A 17911-nucleotide genomic window follows, 5' to 3' on the forward strand; every position below is an offset into this window, starting at 1 on the left:
CAATCACATTCCTTTTGCTTATTGCCACTAGATAAAACTAATTAGTCTCTACATGCGGTATGAAGCCGAGCGAAATTCTGAAGAATACGCCCACTTCGAGCAACATCCAACTGTCGCGCGGCCGACACCGCTTCAAGATCTGTTCCTGGTAAATAGTAGCCCTCATTTGCGTAAATCTGGAGACGCTGGGCAAACGTGTTGGCATCTAATTCCGGGTGAAACTGCGTCGCATATGCATTGCGGCCCAACCGAAACATCTGTACGGGGCAGTCCTTTCCAGTTGCCAACAACGTAGCGTCGCCAGGCAGTTCTTCGATGGCCTCCTTGTGGCCGACGATGGCGTGAAAGTGGGCCGGTAAACCATCAAGAATTGGATCTGATTCGCCATCTGGAGTTGCAGCTACTTCGATTACAGCTGCCTGCTCCCCGTGCTTGCGGGAGACACGGCCATGGCCAGCAGTACCGAGCAGGCCGACGCCATAACAAGCTCCGAAGAAGGGGAAGTCTCGTTCGAGCACTTCTGCCAACAAATCCTCGAACCAGGTTTCGACTTCCTTCTGTAGATAGCTCTTATCGTCATCAGAGGCGTTAAAGGGACCTCCGCCAACGATTACGCCCGAGTAGTTATCTAGATTCAGATTCCCCGGACGAGACTGTTCCAGGCGAATTTGATGCAACTTTGCCGGCGCCAATGCACACCTCCTGGCAAATGAGAGATGTTCAGCGTGAGCTGCGGCATCTTCGCCGCGTGTGGAAAGCAAGAGGAAGGGCTTGGCGGAGGTAGACATTTGCGGGAACAAATTTCGTGAAAAAGGGAGCTAGAGGGGGACGGAGACTACTGCACCACTAGCAGGCTCGGATTGGCTGCATGCGTACATACGTGCATAAATCGGGGGATGATTGACGAGACGGCCTGGAGGTCCACATCAGATACCTTTAGTCGAATCGCATCGACTTCCTCCGGGTCAAAGTAACCGACGTCGGTGTAGAAAGACATTCTGCGGAGCAGTCCGTTGGCATTCATCTCCGGATGAAATTGGGTAACCCAGTTATTCGATCCGATCGAGTACATCTGCACCGGACAGGTTGGGCCTGTGGCAAGCAAAGTCGCGTGATTTGGAAGTTCCGCAACGGATTCCTTGTGGCCAGTCAACGCATAAAAAACCGGAGGCAACACCGAAGCTATTGGATCCTGAGTGGCGGCTTCGGTGAGCTCTACCCGGGTAGAACCCGCTACTTCGCCGTGACGCAGGTTAACCAAACCGCCCGAAGTAAAGGCCGTGTAGCTAGCGCCGTAGCAGATAAGCAGTGCGGGGACAGGACTCCTAAGTACGTCGTAAAGCACATCGTGCGAATACTTCTGCAGCCCCGAATGCTCAAGGTCGGTGATGTTAAATGGGCTGCCTCCGACGAATACGCCGTCATAGGAGGTCAGGTCGGGCAACTTAGCGCCGACAGCGTCGATGGTAAACAGATCCAACTGGCTGGGCTCAAGCCCGGTGGAATCCAGAAAGTCCTGGTACTCGGCTTGCCCCGCACCATCTGCGGGGCGGAGCGCCACCAACAAAAACTTACCCACACTCATAAATAGACAGCTTAGTCCATATTGGGTGAAATCTATGCATTGTCACCGGTCAAACGGGATAAATGTACGGAAGAAAGCCAGAACCCGCTCCCGTATTAGGGGAGCGGGTTGCACGGCACGCTATCAGGCCTAGCCTGAGTGGCTAGTCCTTGCGCCGTAAGCTGTCTTCAACTAAATCAAGCACGGAATCCAATTCGTCGACAGTGCGACCAGATGCCAGACGAACGATGATGCCATCGAGCATCAGCTCGAGAAAAAGCTGCATCGTGCGAACCGAATAATCCGACCGTAGGGAGCCGGATGAGGATGTCTGGGTCAATCGGTGGGCAACAGCGTCATCCAATTGATCCTGATGACCCAACCATTGGCCCTTAAACTCCGGATCGCTGCGAAGGCGACGGGCAATCTCAAGGCGAGTTCCCAGCCAGCCATGCTTGTCTGGGTTCGCCACGATGTCACGCATTACTTCCACTAAGCCGGAAGCCTCCGCGACTTCCGCCATATTTGCGGCATCTTCTTCGGCCAATGCTAAGAACAGACCTTCTTTGGATCCGAAGTGATGGAAAATAGCACCGCGAGACTTACCGGTAGCGGACTCCAGACGAGAGACCGTTGCGCCGTCGTAGCCGAATTCTGCAAAGCACTGCCGAGCGCCGTCGAGAATTTCGTGCCGCCGTTGAGCTAAATCCTGGTTACTCACTTTTGGCATAAGGAAACTCTTTTCTTGCCGGCGACGCCCAGGGACATGTTTCACTGCATGACGTGGCAGCGCCATTCCTATACTTCCCAAGCCTCATTTTGGTTGGGGTAGAGAAACCCGAGGCCGGCAGGGCGCTAGCCCGTGGGGTATGAATCCGCGGGCTAGCGCTACCTACCGGCCTCTAGAAGCGCTGCTTGTAACAAGCCCTAGCGCGCACGAGTCAAAGGGAAACTAGTTGCCCTTGATCATGTTGCGCAGGACGTACTGCAGAATACCGCCGTGGCGGTAGTAGTCAGCCTCACCAGGGGTATCGATGCGGACCACAGCGTCGAAGTCGAAGGACTCGCCGTTTTCCTTGGTAACCGTAACCTTGACGGTCTTCGGGATGGAGCCGTTGTTCAGCTCCTCCAGACCAGCGATGTCGAAGGTCTCAGTGCCATCGATGCCCAGGGACTTCCAGGACTCACCCTCCGGGAACTGCAGCGGAACAACGCCCATGCCGATGAGGTTCGAGCGGTGGATACGCTCGAAGGACTCAGCGATAACAGCCTTGACGCCCAGCAGCAGGGTGCCCTTAGCTGCCCAGTCACGGGAGGAACCGGTGCCGTATTCCTTACCACCAACGACGACCAGCGGAGTGCCAGCCTCCTTGTAGTTCATGGCAGCGTCGTAGATGAAGGCCTGCGGGCCACCCTCCTGGGTGAAGTCGCGGGTGTAGCCACCGGTAACACCGTCAAGCAGCTGGTTCTGCAGGCGGATGTTAGCGAAGGTGCCGCGCACCATGACCTCGTGGTTACCACGACGGGAACCCAGGGAGTTGTAGTCCTTGCGCTCAACGCCCATGGAGTCGAGGTACTGAGCAGCCGGGGTGCCCGGCTTAATGGAGGAAGCCGGGGAGATGTGGTCGGTGGTCACCGAGTCACCCAGGGCAGCAAGGACGCGAGCGCCCTTGATGTCGGAAACCGGTGCCGGCTCCATTTCCATCTCGTCGAAGTACGGTGCCTTGCGGATGTAGGAGGACTTGTCGTCCCAAGCGAAGGTCTTGCCCTCCGGGGTCGGCAGGTTCTGCCAGCGCTCGTCACCAGCGAAGACATCCTTGTAGTCCTCGTCGTACAGCTCGGAAGAGATGGAGGCCTCGATGGTTGCTTCGATCTCTTCGGTGGACGGCCAAATGTCGCGCAGGAAGACATCGTTGCCCTCTGCGTCCTGACCCAGGGCGTCGGTTTCAAAGTCGAAGTCCATGGTACCGGCGATCGAGTAGGCGATAACCAGGATCGGGGAGGCCAGGTAGTTCATCTTCACGTCAGGGGAGATGCGGCCTTCGAAGTTACGGTTACCGGACAGAACCGCGGTAGCAGCCAGGTCGGCCTCGTTGATGGCGGAGGAAATCTCAGCCGGCAGCGGACCGGAGTTACCGATACAGGTTGCACAACCGAAGCCGGACAGGTAGAAGCCCAGAGCCTCGAGGTCCTTCCACAGGTCAGCACGCTTGAAGTAGCCGTTAACAACCTGGGAGCCCGGAGCACAAATGGTCTTGACCCACGGCTTAGCCTGCAGACCCTTCTCGACTGCCTTGCGTGCCAACAGACCAGCACCAATCATGACCGACGGGTTGGAGGTGTTGGTACAAGAGGTGATGGAAGCGATAGCGACCATACCGTGGTCGAGCGTGTACTCGCCGCCCTTCGGGGAAGTGACGGTAATCGGGGAGCTCGGGCGACCTTCAGCGCCGTTAGCGGCGGACTCGCCGTGGCCCTCGCGGGACTCGTTGTAGTCTGCGGCCAGCTCGGAGGTCGGTGCGGAAGCCTTGACAGCGCCCTTAATCTCGCCGTCGGAGTAGTTGTGCAGGTCCTTGCGGAACTGCTCCTTGGCGGAAGCCAACTCGATGCGGTCCTGCGGGCGCTTCGGGCCAGCGATGGACGGAACGACGGTGGACAGGTCCAGCTCGAGGTACTCGGAGTACTCAGCCTCCGGAGTGTTCTCGTCCAACCACATGCCCTGAGCCTTGGCGTAAGCCTCGACGCGCTCCAGGGTCTCCTTGTCACGGCCAGTCAGGGCCAGGTACTTGACGGTCTCATCGTCGATCGGGAAGATTGCGGCGGTGGAACCGAACTCTGGCGACATGTTACCGATGGTCGCACGGTTGGCCAGCGGCAGCTTGGAGACGCCAGCGCCGTAGAACTCTACGAACTTGCCGACGACGCCGTGCTGGCGCAGCATATCGGTGACGGTGAGCACAACGTCGGTTGCGGTAACACCCGGCTGAATGTCGCCAGTCAGCTTGAAGCCAACGACGCGCGGAATGAGCATGGAGATTGGCTGGCCAAGCATTGCGGCCTCAGCCTCAATACCACCGACACCCCAGCCCAGGATGCCCAGGCCGTTCTGCATGGTCGTGTGAGAGTCAGTACCAACACAGGTGTCCGGGTATGCCAGGCCGTTGTTCTCGAAGACGACGCGAGCCAGGTACTCGATGTTGACCTGGTGGACAATACCGGTTCCCGGAGGAACAACGCGGAAGTTGGAGAATGCGCCAGTACCCCAACGGAGGAACTTGTAGCGCTCATCATTGCGCTGGTACTCAATTTCGACGTTCTTAGCCAGAGCGTCTTCGCTACCGAAGGCCTCGATGATGACCGAGTGGTCGATGACCATCTCTGCCGGGTTCAGCGGGTTAACCTGATCCGGGTCGCCGCCGAGAGTCTTAACAGCCTCACGCATGGTAGCCAGGTCAACAACACAGGCGACGCCGGTGAAGTCCTGCATAATAACGCGAGCAGGGGTGAACTGAATCTCGATCGACGGATCAGCCGAAGGAACCCAGTTGGCGACAGCCTTGATGTGCTCCTCAGTGATGTTGGCGCCATCTTCGTTGCGCAGCAGGTTCTCACCGAGAACCTTCAACGAGTAAGGCAGCTTCTCCATACCCGGCACGGCGTCAAGAGCGAAGTAGTCATAAGACTTGTCTCCGACCTCAAGCTTGCGCAGGGCGTTGAAAGAGTTCTTGCTTTCAGCCACAGTCAGCTCCATTTCTATTCGGGTGAATTGTCGCCTTAACTGAAGAGTCCGGCACTCGAATTTCGGCTCTCCACAAGGCATAGGTGCGATCACGCCGCCCCTTATCAACCAATTAAAGCAATAATCACGACGCGGGGCACACGAGCCCACACACACGTTTTTAAGGAAGCGTTACCGTCCTTGCATTAACAATAACAGTACGAACGTTCTGTATGTAGATTGCTCGCGGCGCGCCGAGTCACGCTACCCCCGTTCACATCCAGAGCAGGCCATTATAGATAGGACAAACGAAGCAGCATCTCCGCCAAATTGGGGCGCGTGGAAACCATTCTCACGCAAAACAGGAGCACGATACGGAAGGCAGTTAATGCATACGCCAGCAGATTCACAGGCAGCGAAAGAAACCGTCGAAAAGGCGGTCGCTCAGCTACGCACCGACAACATCGTGACAAATAACCCACAGCTCCGAGAAGCAGTCCAGCCAATTGTCGACGATGCAGCAAATCGGGGGGTGCCCAATTTCAATATCATCTACCTAGATAGCGAGAAGATTTACCCCGTCGCCGAACAAAAGAACACCGACATCTTTTCCTTTGCCCGCCAAGTAGCGGACCAAGTCGGCGGCACCACTGTCGTGCGCACACCGGGCAATGTGGCCACCGCATCTGCCGATTTCCCCCGCGCAGCCATTGAACGCGCCGACCACGCAATGATGGAGACTCCGCGAGACTATCCGGCGGGTCTCGATGCCTATTTGCACGAGCTCACTAACTACGTCGTTCCGTGGACTCTTTACAGCCTCATCGCAGGCGTCGTTATCGTCGCACTCTTCGTCGGGCTGACGTTCTACTGGCTACACACACGCCCAACCGCCTAAGAGTTCGCTTTACGACGGACGCTGGAGTTAACGGCCCCACTGAATACATTCACCGTCCCCGGTTTTCCACCCCACGGCAAGGGACAGGGTAAATGCCCCAAAAACTGGTAGCAGTGGAGAACTCAGTCACTATCTCAATTGGATAACACTGTTGCAGTCGCCGTAACCGTGTCAACGATTTTCGCCAAGGTCAAGCATGAGCGCTTGACCTTTTCTTATGCCCGGTACCCCAGGTAAAGGTCCGCGGCAGTCCGGCACGCCGATAAGTCATCACATAGTGACATAATTCACACAGAAAACTGGGGTTCATCATAACCGCAGGCCACGGCATATAACGAAACGGTTACAAAGTGGGGGACAGTTGGTAATTTTGTTACTTATGTTTTTTTAGAGCTTTTTGACCCGTAAAGTGCTTCGTGATGCCAATAGTGGACTCAAGGGTCCAGTATTGACCAATGAAAACTCGCGGGAGCGCCGCTGTTGCTTTTGGTTCTGGTTTCGGTTCGACGTTTTTCGAAGTTCCACTCAAGACCTGGAGGCAACAACGGGAAGATATCCAACGATGGGGAAGTCGCTGGTGTCGATTCTGAGGCGTGAACGCACCCATAGGAGAAATGTAGGAGTAACGCGGTGCCGAGTAATCGCAAAGTCCGTGCATCATATTGGACTCGTCCAATTGCCGGTATTATCACGGCGGGTCTTCTGGCGACGAACACTCAGGTCGCAGCTGCACAACCACTGAATCCGAGCGACGCCCAGATCCGTCAAGCGCGTGAGGCGGCCTCTAACGCCGAGTCGTACTTGCAGTCCCTGGTCGCCGAGGTAACTTCCAGCGAGCGCCGGGTATCTGACCTCGAGCTACGCATGGGCACTCTCCGCGAGGATGTCAACAAGGCCATGGTGGACCTTGAGAACGCTCGAGATGCCGCTAACCGTGCGCGCGAGGCGGTCGACGAGGCGCGAACCCAACTCGACCGTTCCCGCGCTGAGCTCGCTAGTGCCCAGAAGCAGTTCGACGAGCTAGCACGCACCATCATGCGCCAGGGACGTTCCAGTGGCTCGATTCTCGAGGGTGCGCGAGATGCATCCGAGGCTATTAACCGTCTGTCCGCTTTGCGTCGCGAAGCGGATCGTCAAGAGCAGACCGTTGACTCTCTGGATAAGAATCGAACCGAGGCTGCTAACCAGGAGTCCACGCTTCGCAAGAAGAGTGACGAAGCTCAGCAGGCGGAAGCCACCGCAAACCAGCGAAACACCGATGCTCAGAACGCGTACTCCGAGGCAAACGAGGAGCTTCAAAAGGAGCAAGCTGATTACCAGCAGGCTCAGGTCGATCGCGATGCCGCAAAGGCATCTTTGGATGCAGCCCGAAACGCGGTCAACGAGCTGAACTCCCAGCGCCAGAATTATGAGAACGAGCAGGCCCGCAAGGAAGCGGAAGACGCCGCTGCCAAGAAGGCCGCTGAGGAAGCCGCAGCTAAGACTCGCGCCGAGGCGCAGTCGAACCAGACTGATGAGGATTCCTCTTCTGAGTCCACAGATGAAAGCTCTAGCACCACTGGTTCTACGGGCTCGACTGATTCCACTAGCTCTACCGACTCGACTGGTTCTACGGCCTCCACTGGCTCTGACAGCTCCACCGGCTCCACTGGCTCTAGCAGCTCCACCGGCTCCACCAGTTCCTCTGAGACGACCGAATCTTCGGACTCCTCTGAGTCCACCGAGACCTCGGAATCTTCTAGCACCGACAGCTCGTCGTCAAGCGGCACCCCGGCGCAGACTGTGGCGCCGACGAATCCAGAGACCGGTCAGAGCACCTCGGGTTCTTCCAGCCAGAAGGTCGAGACTGTCATCGCACGCGCGATGGGGCAGCTCGGTGTCCCATACGCATGGGGCGGCGGCAACGCCAACGGCCCGACCAAGGGCATCCGTGACGGCGGAGTAGCTGACTCCCACGGCGACTACAACAAGATTGGTTTCGACTGCTCGGGCCTGACTCTGTACGCCTACGCCGCTGTCGGCATTGACCTGCCTCACTACACCGGCTACCAGTACCAGCGCGGAAAGCACTACCCGGCATCTCAGATGAAGCGTGGTGACCTGCTGTTCTGGGGCCCGAATGGTCATGGCCACGTCGCTATCTACCTGGGCGATGGCAAGATGATTGAGGCACCGCAGTCCGGTTCTGTGGTTAAGATTTCGCCAGTCCGTTATAACGGAATGACACCGAACGTTGTCCGCCTCGTCTAGTTTCTAACGACGTGTTCTACAGGTCGGGCGACCGACCTAAAGAAGGGTTTCTCTGTGACCTACCCAACGCCCACTGACCACACGGACCTCGAGCGCGCATACGCGGAGCTGGGGAAGGTTGTGGTTGGCCAGGAGCACCTGATTAAGCAGCTCTTCATCGCGATGCTCGCAGGAGGTCATGTCCTGCTCGAAGGTGTTCCGGGTGTTGCGAAAACTCTGGCAGTGTCTACTTTTGCCACAGTGATGGGTGGGTCCTACTCCCGCATCCAGTTCACTCCGGATTTGGTGCCATCAGATATTGTCGGCACCCGGATTTTCCGCCAGGACACCTCGGAGTTCATTGTCGAGCCCGGCCCGGTCATGTCAAATATCGTGCTCGCTGATGAAATCAACCGCGCACCGGCGAAGGTGCAGTCGGCACTGCTGGAAGTCATGGCAGAGCACCAGGTGTCCATCGCAGGGGAGTCCACGCCAGTACCGGAGCCGTTTTTGGTTCTGGCCACGCAAAACCCAATCGAAAACCAGGGTGTCTACCCACTGCCGGAGGCCCAGCGGGACCGTTTCCTATTTAAGGTCCTCGTGGGTTACCCCACTCCGGCGGAAGAGCGGGAGATTGTCTACCGCATGGGAGCCACCCCTCCAGTCGCGCAGCAGATTCTCACCCCAGAGAGTGTTCGGGAACTGCAGCGCGCTACCCGCGAAGTCTTTGTCCACCACACACTGATTGACTACATCGTGGCCGTCATCGAACTCACCCGCAATCCGATGCGGGCGGAGTTGAAGGATGTCGACCGCTGGCTTTCCTATGGCGCATCACCGCGTGCAACTCTTGGTGCTGTCGCGGCTGCCCGCGCCCACGCGCTGTTTTCCGGTCGCGACTATGTCGTGCCGGACGATGTGGTCTCCGTGCTTCCCGACGTGCTGCGTCATCGCTTGGTCCTTTCCTATGAGGGCCTGGCCGATGGCGTTACTCCCGAACGGATTATTGACATCGTGTTGTCTCACGTGCGCCTTCCCCAAGGCGCGAGCACTGGCTCCGATGAGGGCACTGCCTCCTAATGTCAGCTCGTGAAGACGATCTTGCACGCGTCCTGGCGTACTTAGAGCTAACTGTTACGCGTAAGCTCAACGGACTTTTGCGCGGCAGCTTTCTCTCCACCGCTACTGGAGATGGCTCTGAGCCGGTTGGCTCCCGCGAATATGTTATCGGCGATGATGTTCGCCAGATGAACTGGGCAGTGACAGCCCGCACTGGAGTGCCGCACGTTCGCACCTCCGAGGCCGAGCGCGAGCTGGAGTGCTGGATTGTAGCCGAACCCGCCGCACGTCTGTCCACCGGCTTGGCCGATACCACCAAACGACATCTGCTCACCGCCGCTGCCGGCGCAGTAACGATGCTTAACGACGCCCCGGGGTCCCGAACTGGATTAATCGCCGGTGGCACTCCAGTGCCCGCGGGCCAGGGCCGTGCCCACAGCTTGATGCTGCTCAAGCAGTTGGCTGACGCGACTGCTGAGCATAACCTCGCAGCGGATATTGACACAGTAATGACTCAGGCTCCGCGCGCTGGGCTGTTGGTTGTCATCTCGGATTTCCTTGGATCACTCGATTGGGCGCGCCCGCTGCGCGTTGCCTCGGCCTCGACAGAGATTATGGCGATTCGCCTGGTAGATCCAGCCGATGAAGCCCTGCCCGGCGAAGGCCCGGTGGTCATGGCGGATTCCGCAACCGGCGAGACCATTGAACTCAACATCAACGACAAGACCCGCGCCGAGTATACAGCTCAGGCTCGTGCCCACCACGAGCGTGTAATCAATGAACTGCGCAAATGCCGTGCTCGCGTTATTACCTTGCGTACGGATTCCGATTGGGTACTGGATTTTGCTCGACAAATTGGCCAACATTAGCGTCTGAGTAACCGCTTGTTAGTGCTATCTTTTTTGGGCCACCGACTAACCGGCTATAGCCACTGGTTTATACGCGACTGTTTAGGCGACTGGATGTGAGGAAACTGATACCGCGATGACGTTCCTAAACTCAACTTTTGCGCACCCAGGGTGGCTGCTCGCACTCGCTCTGCCTCTCGTGGCAGCCGTGGCCTATTGGATCAGCACTAAGCAGCGAAAGCAACGTGCCATTGCCTTTGGCAACTTCACCATCGTTGGGTCACTGGGGAATGAGTCGTCGGCACGCCTGCGCCATGTCGTGGCTATCAGTGCGCTGTTGTCGCTAGTTCTGGTCATCATTTCATTGGCTGGTCCGATTTCGGAGACCAAAGTCGCCCGCAACCGAGCGACGGTTATGCTGGTGGTCGACGTTTCGCTGTCCATGTCGGCCACAGATGTTGCGCCAGACCGCATCACTGCAGCTAAAGAAGCCGGCCAAGAGTTCGTGGAGAACCTTCCCGACGACCTAAATATCGGCCTGGTAACGTTCTCTGGTCGCGCTCGCACTGCTGTCAGCCCGACTACCAACCATGACACCGTGAATCGAGCGCTCCAGGCTGCTGAGTTAGATCAGGCGACTGCGACCGGTGATGCCATCGCTGCCGCGCTGGATGCCATCAATCAGTTCAGCGACTCGGTTCAGGGCGGGGGAGAAGGCGCCCCACCAGCTACAATCGTGCTGCTTTCCGACGGCAAACAGACCGTCCCACAAGAACTCGACGATCCCCGCGGCGCATATACCGCCGCCGCCGAAGCCGCCAAGGCCGGGGTGCCAGTCAACACGATTTCGTTCGGTACCGCGCAAGGCGCAATCACGGTTCAGGGCGAATTAATTCCAGTGCCTAACGACGACGATTCGCTGCGAGAAATCGCCCGTCGAACAAAAGGTGAGTTCTTCAGCGCTGGTTCCCTCGAGCAGCTCCGCGATGCCTATGGCTCACTGGAAGATGACATCGGTTACGAACTCAAGCGGGCCGAGAATCCGAGGCCCTATCTGATCGCAGCCTTCGCGATGCTGCTAGTGACCGTGGGCTCACTGCTTGTGACCAATCGTCGAATTCCGCAGTAGGGCTGGGTTAGGGTGCCGTCGTAAAGCGATTTGTATGGAACCCGATTGGCAGGAGACGCCGGGGGCATTGAGCAGTCGTCTTATGGAGTCCTCAGACTGCGCTACTAACATGATTAGCTATGTCTTCTGATAATTTTGACGCTATTATGCTGTTGTCTTTCGGCGGTCCCGAAAAGATGGCCGATGTGCGTCCCTTCCTGGAGAATGTCACCCGCGGCCGCGGAATTCCGCCGGAGAGGTTGGACGAAGTCGGTGCTCACTACGCGCACTTTGGCGGTAAGTCCCCGCTCAACGATTTAAACCGCGAAATTGTCTCCAACCTTAAGGCTGAGCTCACTCGCCGTGGCTATGACTTGCCTGTTTATTTCGGCAATCGCAATTGGCATCCGATGGCTGAAGACACCGCGGCAAAGATGGCTGATGACGGTGTTAAGCGAGCGCTCGTTTTCGCCACTAGCGCCTGGGGCGGCTACTCCGGCTGCCGCCAGTATCACGAAGACATTGCTCGGATGCGCGAATCTCTGGGCGACCGTGCTTTTGACATGGAGAAAATCCGGAGCTTCTACGATCATCCGCTCTTTATAAAAGCCTATGCAGACGCAGTGCGTGAGGCGTTTGCCAAGCTACCGGATGACCGCCGTGAGGACGCCCGGCTTATTTTCACCGCTCACTCTATTCCGGTCTCGGCGGACAAGGCATCCGGGCCGGTAGAGCTCGGCGGAAATCTTTACTCCCGCCAGGTCAACGAAGCAGCACGGCTCGTCGCCGACGCAGTGGGTATCACCGACTTTGACGTCGTCTGGCAGTCCCGCTCTGGCCCGGAGCACGTGCCGTGGTTGGAGCCTGACATCGTCGACCACGTTGAAGCGAAGGTCGCCAACGGCCTCCGATCCGCAATAGTGTGCCCGATTGGCTTCATCTCGGATCATGTTGAGGTCGCCTGGGATTTGGATGCTGAGCTTCAGGATGAAATGGCTCATCACGACATCGTCATCGAGCGGGTCGCAACGCCTGGTCCGACGGCTACTTTCACTGACATGCTCGTGGAGCTCATCGAAGAGCGCATCGCAGATGTCAAGCCCCGCCATCTGGGAAGTGAACCGCTACTCGGCTCGGCCTGCAACGGCGCTCCCTGCGCCGCATCCTGTTGTACCCCGGCAAAGCGCCGCCCACACTGATTCCTTTGGTTTCAATCGGGCCTCGGGGCAGGGCAAATCTCTAGCGGGTCCACTCCTGAATCGCGTATTCCACCGCGCTCATCCGCGCCTGCCGGATCTTTCGCCACAGCGGGATGAGCTGCGCGTCAAACGCGGCGCTGCCGTGCCCGGACTCGCTGCCCTGTGCCACCGCCAGAATCGACGACACCCGATCAGCTCTGGCGAGCACTCCCAGTGCACGGCGCGGCACATCATCCGGCACAAAGGCCATGTCCAGGTGGTCATCGAGCATGCCGACCATCAGCCGGGGATCCACTTTCGGGGCACCACTGCTTGACGACGTCAGCGGTGAACGCGGCATCGCCGCAATCGTGGCAGCCGCAACCCGCGCCGCATCTGCCAGCTGTAAATCCGCCTCGCCAGGGGAGAGATAGGCCGGCTCGGGAATGTGGCCTTCCAGTGTGTACCAATGCCACTGCGGTAGGCCTGGCACCGGCGTTGTCACTGGTATGAGCACATGGTTCCAGCCCGGCTCCGCATCCGCAATCACAATGGCCGAGCCTGCTGCGCGTGCAGCTTCAGCGGCGTCGGTTCCCGCAGGCAGTGCAGGTGCATCACCGGGCCCGGAGAGAATGAGGCGGACGAGGGGACGGTGGTCACTGTGCCAATCTCCCGCTTCAGTAACCGCTCGAAGAAGGCGGAGCATGTCGCTTCGATCGAGATCAGCGTCGCAATCGATGACATTCGGAACCGTGGCGTCGGCAAGCACGAACGTCCCCGGAACTGACGTGGGTCCGCCGAGCGAGTCTAGCGCGTCGAGGAGATGATCGTAGTTTTCCAAACCCGACAACCACGCGCCCAGCCAAAGGGCGATGTGCTGAGTTGGACTCCAGACCTGGTCGAGAACACTGCGCTGCATAGTGCAGCTCATCCTAGTGCAGCGTGTCGTTGGTCCCGTAACCGATGCTGTTAATCTCAGTACCCATGAGCTTTCAAGACCCGTACCGCAATCAGGACGTGTTCGCTGGCGCACGTGGCCACCGCCGTCGTATCCCACAGCCGGCACGCGAGGTGACAGCAGAAAATGGTGTTGTCGTCGAGGCGTCCTATGACGGATTCGTCGGTGCAATTATCGGGTTGGAGAAAACTTTCGACGGCTGGTGCGTCCGGCTGGAGGGCCGCCACGGCAAGTCTCGGCTGTTTCCCATGCACGAGCGCGGTTTTCTCATCGACGGCAAACCTGTGACTCTGGTGCGTCCGAAAGCACAACCCAAAAAGCCCTCGCAGGATCTGTCGGCATCGGGCTCGCGCAAGGTCCACAACGTCAAGGCCAAGGTTGCTCTCCCCAGCCGTATCTGGGTCGAGGGTATTCATGACGCGGCAATCGTCGAGAAGGTGTGGGGCCACGATCTGCGTGTTGAGGGCGTAGTCGTGGAGTATCTGGAGGGCTTGGACAACCTTCCAGAACGCTTGGCCGAATTTGGTCCGGGTCCGAAGCGCCGCGTCGGAGTCCTGGCAGACCACTTGGTGGAGGGCAGTAAGGAAAGCCGCATGACTCAGCAGCTCGGCCCGCACGTGATGGTCACAGGCCACCCGTTTATCGATGTCTGGCAAGCGGTCAAACCCTCGTCGGTAGGCATCGAGGCATGGCCGGAAGTTCCCTACGGGGAGGACTGGAAGACAGGAATCTGCCGTCGCTTGGGCTGGGGAGACGACCCCAAGGAGGGCTGGCGACGTGTCTACGCAGGTGTACACACCTACCGTGATCTGGAGTCAGATTTGATTGGCGCAGTTGAGCGCCTGGTCGACTTCGTAACTGAGCCACATATGCAGTACTGACCCCGGAATACTGGCTCCACTCGCCCCACATTTGTTCTGCAAAGTAGGTAGGGTGAGGGCGTGATTCCTCTCCTTTGGCTCGGAGCAAGCCTCCTACTGGTTCTCGGTGAACTCGCAGTCGGAGATTTAGCACTGTTAATGCTCGGAGGTGGTGCACTGGCAGCGTCCGGTGCGAGCCAGCTTGGAGCGCCGCTTTGGCTATCAGTGGTTATCTTCGCCGTTGTGTCCGCCGCACTTGTGCTGACAGTTCGCCCTGTGTTGCGCAAAAAGATGGCAAAACCGGACAAGTCCGCCGAACTGGAGTCGCGTCCGGAACTGCTAGCGGGCCGTCATGCTGAGGTCATCGAGCCAGTTTCTTCGTCAGCGGGTCTGATTAAGGTCAACGGCGAGTTGTGGAGCGCGCGCAGTCTTCTGACTGCGCAGACCTTCGATGCGAAGGAAAGAGTCACGATTGTAGAGATTTCGGGCAATACCGCAGTAGTGGACAAGCTGCTCTGAGCAGTCAACTCACTTAAAGGGCGCTCGGAGCACTCTTAGTTACTGACCATTAAATAACTGACCACACAGTTTCTAGCTACGGGGGAATCTCATGGAAGGCTTTATCATCCTCGTCGTTTTCATTCTCGTGGTTGTTACCTTGGTTCTCAAAGCGATTGTCCTGGTTCCTCAGGGTGAAGCGGCAATCGTAGAGCGACTGGGACGATACACGCAGACACTGAACAGCGGCCTGAACTTCATCATCCCGATCATTGACCGAGTGCGCGAGAAGGTTGATACCCGTGAGCGTATGGTTACCTTCCCGCCACAGGCAGTGATCACCGAAGACAACCTGACTGTGGCTATCGATACCGTCGTGACCTTCCAGGTCAACGAACCGGATCGGGCAATTTACGGTATCGACGACTACATCTTCGGCGTCGAACAGATCACCACCGCAACGCTTCGCGACGTCGTGGGTGGCCTGACACTGGAAGAGACACTGACTTCCCGTGACTACATCAACCGCCGTCTGCGCGGCGAGCTGGACGAGGCCACTGCCAAGTGGGGTCTTCGTATCGCTCGTGTGGAGCTGAAGGCCATTGAGCCGCCACCGTCGATTCAGCAGTCGATGGAAAAGCAGATGAAGGCCGATCGCGAGAAGCGCGCCATGATTCTGACTGCGGAAGGTACCCGCGAAGCCGACATTAAAACTGCTGAGGGCCGTAAGCAGGCACAGATTCTCGCCGCCGAAGGTAACAAGCACGCAGCAATTCTGGCTGCTGAAGCTGAGCGTCAGGCAACCATTCTGCGCGCTGAGGGTACTCGCGCCGCTACCTACCTTGAGGCACAGGGTAATGCTCGCGCTATCCAGAAGGTCAACGCAGCTGTTAAGGCTTCACAGTTGACACCTGAGATTCTTGCCTGGCAGTACCTGGAGAAGCTGCCTGAGCTGGCAAATAAGGACGGCAATACTGTTTGGATGATTCCGTCGCAGTTTGGCGACAGTCTCGAGAGCTTCGCTAGGGCTTTCGGCAAGAAGGATGCCGACGGTGTCTTCCGCTATGAGCCTCCGGCCGTGAGCCGAGAGACCAAGGAAGAGGCTGAGCAGGGCCGCGACGAGAACTGGTTCGACATGTCGACTAATCCGGAGTTGGCTCGTGCAGTTGCCGCGGCGAACGAGGTCGCTAACCGCCCGGTTGATGATCCGGTAGCTGCAGCAGCTGGTAATACCCCTGAGAGGAAGAAGAATCGCCGCGCTGATTCGGCTCAGCCCGCTCAGCCTGAACAGTTGGGTGGCCAGAACGGCCCGGCAGCGGTTGAACCTGCGACACCGGCTGCGCCCGCTGCGCCGGCCACACCGGCTGCGCCGTCAGTTCCTTCCGGCAAACGTGACCTGCCCTCGGCTCCTGGCACCGGCAATACCAATGCAGGCGGCGGTACACACTCCGCCGAGCGTCCAGATTTTTCAGGATGGTCACGTGACCCTTACGCCCCAGAAAATGGGCAGTAAGCTTTTATAACTCATCAGCTCGCTGAAGCAGGTGGACGGCCAGGTTCCATCCGGCCAGCTCCGCCTGCCAGCCAGCTGCTGCGAGGCGCTGATTGACGGCCTGCTTTGAAACTCCCAATTCTTCCGCGGCCTCTACCTGTGAATAACCAGCGCGAACCAAACCAGTTGCCTCGCGGCCTTCGGGGGACCTGCGAGAGATAACGTGGTGCAGCAATGTGAATGCTGCACCAATATCCTCCGAGTAATCCTTACCACGCGGATTGTTAGTCCGAATGCGGGTTTTTACCGTGCCGGCCCTGCCTCCCTTACCGATGACTGAGCTCGATGCCAGATGCGCTTGCTCAATGTCGTCCTGAGGACAAACACCGATACCTATCGCCCAGTCACCTGCGGCCAATAGCGCCAGCACAAGCGTGGTGACTCCCACAGCATTTTCAGGAGCTGCGCGAAGCGCTTCGATACCTGCAACCTCAACAGTTCCTACGCCTTCCAGGCCGGAAAGTGCCTGCGCAGAGGCCTGAACGTGATCTGCCCTGCGAGTAGATCGACCGCGATACCTGGCAAAGACTGAATACATACGCTCTAGTCTAGCCCCACCCCTTGACAGTTGGGCTAAGACACTTTCCTTCCCTCCGCACACTCACGGGCGCCCCACACCAACTCGCCGAAAACTCACGTCTAGCTCAAGAGCGCCAAGCGGTGTTTTAACGTTTCGAAGAACCGGTTACGACAGGGAACTTGGCGTCCGCAAGAAGTCCCAGCAAGCCAAGCACGAGCAGAATTCCCGTGGCCACCGCAAAGCGCACGTCGAAGCCGACCAACAGCGCGTCGCCAAGCAGAACGACGGCGAGTGTGTTCGGCGCCGAACCTAGGGCAGTGGCGATGATATACGGCACGATGCGTATCGACGACAGTCCACAGGCGTAGTTGAGAAACGAAAATGGCACGCCAGCAATCATGCGCAAGCTGAGCACTGTGAGCCAGCCGCGTTGCTCCAACCGATGGTCGAGACTGAGAAGACGGCGGTTGGTCAGGTGCGTGCGAAACCAATCGCGTCCCAAAAACCGCACAATACAGAGGGAGAGAAGGGCAGAAACCGTCGTCGCAGTAATTGCCAGCAGGAAACCGAGCACTGGCCCGAAGAGAATTCCGGAAGCCAAAGTGAATACGGTGCGGGGGATTGGGAACTGAGTCAGTGCAACGTATGCGAGAAAGTAGAGGAGCGGGAACCAGTCACCGGCATCGATGGACCACTGCCGGATGGTAGCGACGGTGGGAACATCGACGTACAGCGTGACGACGACCCCCACACCTACGGCTAGCACCAGCAGAACCTTTTTGAGTGTAGGGGTAATTCGCACATCGGATACGTTCACCCATTTGAGGTTACCGGGGATTGCGGGGAAGCGTGTGACCTGCGCGTTGGAGGCTCTGCGAGGAGGGCTAGTCAGCGGCTAAAGGCGTTTGCCCATTATTTCAC

General features: G+C 58.0%; 16 protein-coding genes. 9 read left to right on the forward strand and 7 right to left on the reverse strand.

The genetic code is table 11. The features are described from left to right. Positions 1–41: 41 nt before the first annotated feature. The 4 genes from QP995_RS03335 to acnA all read right to left on the reverse strand — a co-directional run bounded on the left by QP995_RS03335 (position 42) and on the right by acnA (position 5303). Positions 42–788: a glutamine amidotransferase gene (locus QP995_RS03335; protein WP_083229260.1), complete on the reverse strand. Its 747-nt coding sequence runs from the start codon at positions 786–788 to the stop codon at positions 42–44. A gap of 47 nt (positions 789–835) precedes the next feature. Beyond that, positions 836–1585 (reverse strand): glutamine amidotransferase-related protein, encoded by a 750-nt coding sequence (locus QP995_RS03340; protein ID WP_070438429.1) that lies wholly within the window; start codon positions 1583–1585, stop codon positions 836–838. Between the two features lie 142 nt (positions 1586–1727). Next, a complete protein-coding gene (locus tag QP995_RS03345; protein WP_016422763.1) occupies positions 1728–2294 on the reverse strand; it encodes a TetR/AcrR family transcriptional regulator in 567 nt (188 codons plus the stop codon). 222 nt (positions 2295–2516) lie between these two features. Further along, on the reverse strand, positions 2517–5303 hold the full coding sequence (gene acnA, locus QP995_RS03350) for an aconitate hydratase AcnA (protein ID WP_080971469.1): 2787 nt from the start codon (positions 5301–5303) through the stop codon (positions 2517–2519). A gap of 367 nt (positions 5304–5670) precedes the next feature. On the opposite strand from acnA, the gene QP995_RS03355 reads away from it, so the two are divergent. The 6 genes from QP995_RS03355 to QP995_RS03380 all read left to right on the forward strand — a co-directional run bounded on the left by QP995_RS03355 (position 5671) and on the right by QP995_RS03380 (position 12623). After that, on the forward strand, positions 5671–6180 hold the full coding sequence (locus tag QP995_RS03355; protein ID WP_284852910.1) for an Rv1476 family membrane protein: 510 nt from the start codon (positions 5671–5673) through the stop codon (positions 6178–6180). A 630-nt stretch (positions 6181–6810) separates the two neighbouring features. Then, complete coding sequence (locus QP995_RS03360) at positions 6811–8430, forward strand: DIP1281 family NlpC/P60 protein (RefSeq protein WP_284852911.1); 1620 nt, start codon at positions 6811–6813, stop codon at positions 8428–8430. A 54-nt stretch (positions 8431–8484) separates the two neighbouring features. Continuing rightward, positions 8485–9489, forward strand: coding sequence for an AAA family ATPase (locus QP995_RS03365; protein ID WP_016422767.1), 1005 nt, complete (start codon positions 8485–8487; stop codon positions 9487–9489). Further along, positions 9489–10337: a DUF58 domain-containing protein gene (locus tag QP995_RS03370; RefSeq protein WP_150961398.1), complete on the forward strand. Its 849-nt coding sequence runs from the start codon at positions 9489–9491 to the stop codon at positions 10335–10337. The genes QP995_RS03365 and QP995_RS03370 overlap by 1 nt, the downstream gene beginning before the upstream one ends. A 115-nt stretch (positions 10338–10452) precedes the next feature. Next, positions 10453–11445 (forward strand): VWA domain-containing protein, encoded by a 993-nt coding sequence (locus QP995_RS03375; protein ID WP_284852912.1) that lies wholly within the window; start codon positions 10453–10455, stop codon positions 11443–11445. 119 nt (positions 11446–11564) lie between these two features. Beyond that, positions 11565–12623 (forward strand): ferrochelatase, encoded by a 1059-nt coding sequence (locus QP995_RS03380; protein ID WP_150961402.1) that lies wholly within the window; start codon positions 11565–11567, stop codon positions 12621–12623. A gap of 40 nt (positions 12624–12663) precedes the next feature. Here QP995_RS03380 and QP995_RS03385 read toward each other — a convergent pair whose 3' ends face one another. Then, positions 12664–13521, reverse strand: a complete 858-nt coding sequence (locus QP995_RS03385) for an Rv1486c family protein (protein WP_016422771.1) — start codon at positions 13519–13521, stop codon at positions 12664–12666. Positions 13522–13586: 65 nt separating this feature from the next. Between QP995_RS03385 and QP995_RS03390 the strand changes: the two genes are divergently transcribed. From QP995_RS03390 to QP995_RS03400, 3 genes are all read left to right on the forward strand, one after another. Beyond that, positions 13587–14441 carry a DUF3097 domain-containing protein gene (locus tag QP995_RS03390; protein ID WP_049170585.1) on the forward strand — a complete coding sequence of 285 codons (855 nt, stop codon included), beginning with the start codon at positions 13587–13589 and terminating at the stop codon, positions 14439–14441. A gap of 60 nt (positions 14442–14501) precedes the next feature. Then, positions 14502–14939: an NfeD family protein gene (locus QP995_RS03395; protein WP_042388696.1), complete on the forward strand. Its 438-nt coding sequence runs from the start codon at positions 14502–14504 to the stop codon at positions 14937–14939. Positions 14940–15030: 91 nt separating this feature from the next. Further along, positions 15031–16431 (forward strand): SPFH domain-containing protein, encoded by a 1401-nt coding sequence (locus QP995_RS03400; protein ID WP_048734130.1) that lies wholly within the window; start codon positions 15031–15033, stop codon positions 16429–16431. 4 nt (positions 16432–16435) lie between these two features. Here the strand turns inward: QP995_RS03400 and QP995_RS03405 are convergent, their stop codons facing one another. Further along, entirely contained in the window at positions 16436–17008 is a 573-nt protein-coding gene (locus QP995_RS03405; protein ID WP_284852913.1) for a DNA-binding protein, read from the reverse strand. A 127-nt stretch (positions 17009–17135) separates the two neighbouring features. Further along, on the reverse strand, positions 17136–17807 hold the full coding sequence (locus tag QP995_RS03410; protein ID WP_052317814.1) for a TVP38/TMEM64 family protein: 672 nt from the start codon (positions 17805–17807) through the stop codon (positions 17136–17138). Positions 17808–17911: the final 104 nt, after the last annotated feature.

The sequence above is a fragment of the Corynebacterium sp. MSK032 genome (genome assembly GCF_030232065.1).
Classification (GTDB): Bacteria; Actinomycetota; Actinomycetes; order Mycobacteriales; family Mycobacteriaceae; genus Corynebacterium; species Corynebacterium jeikeium_D.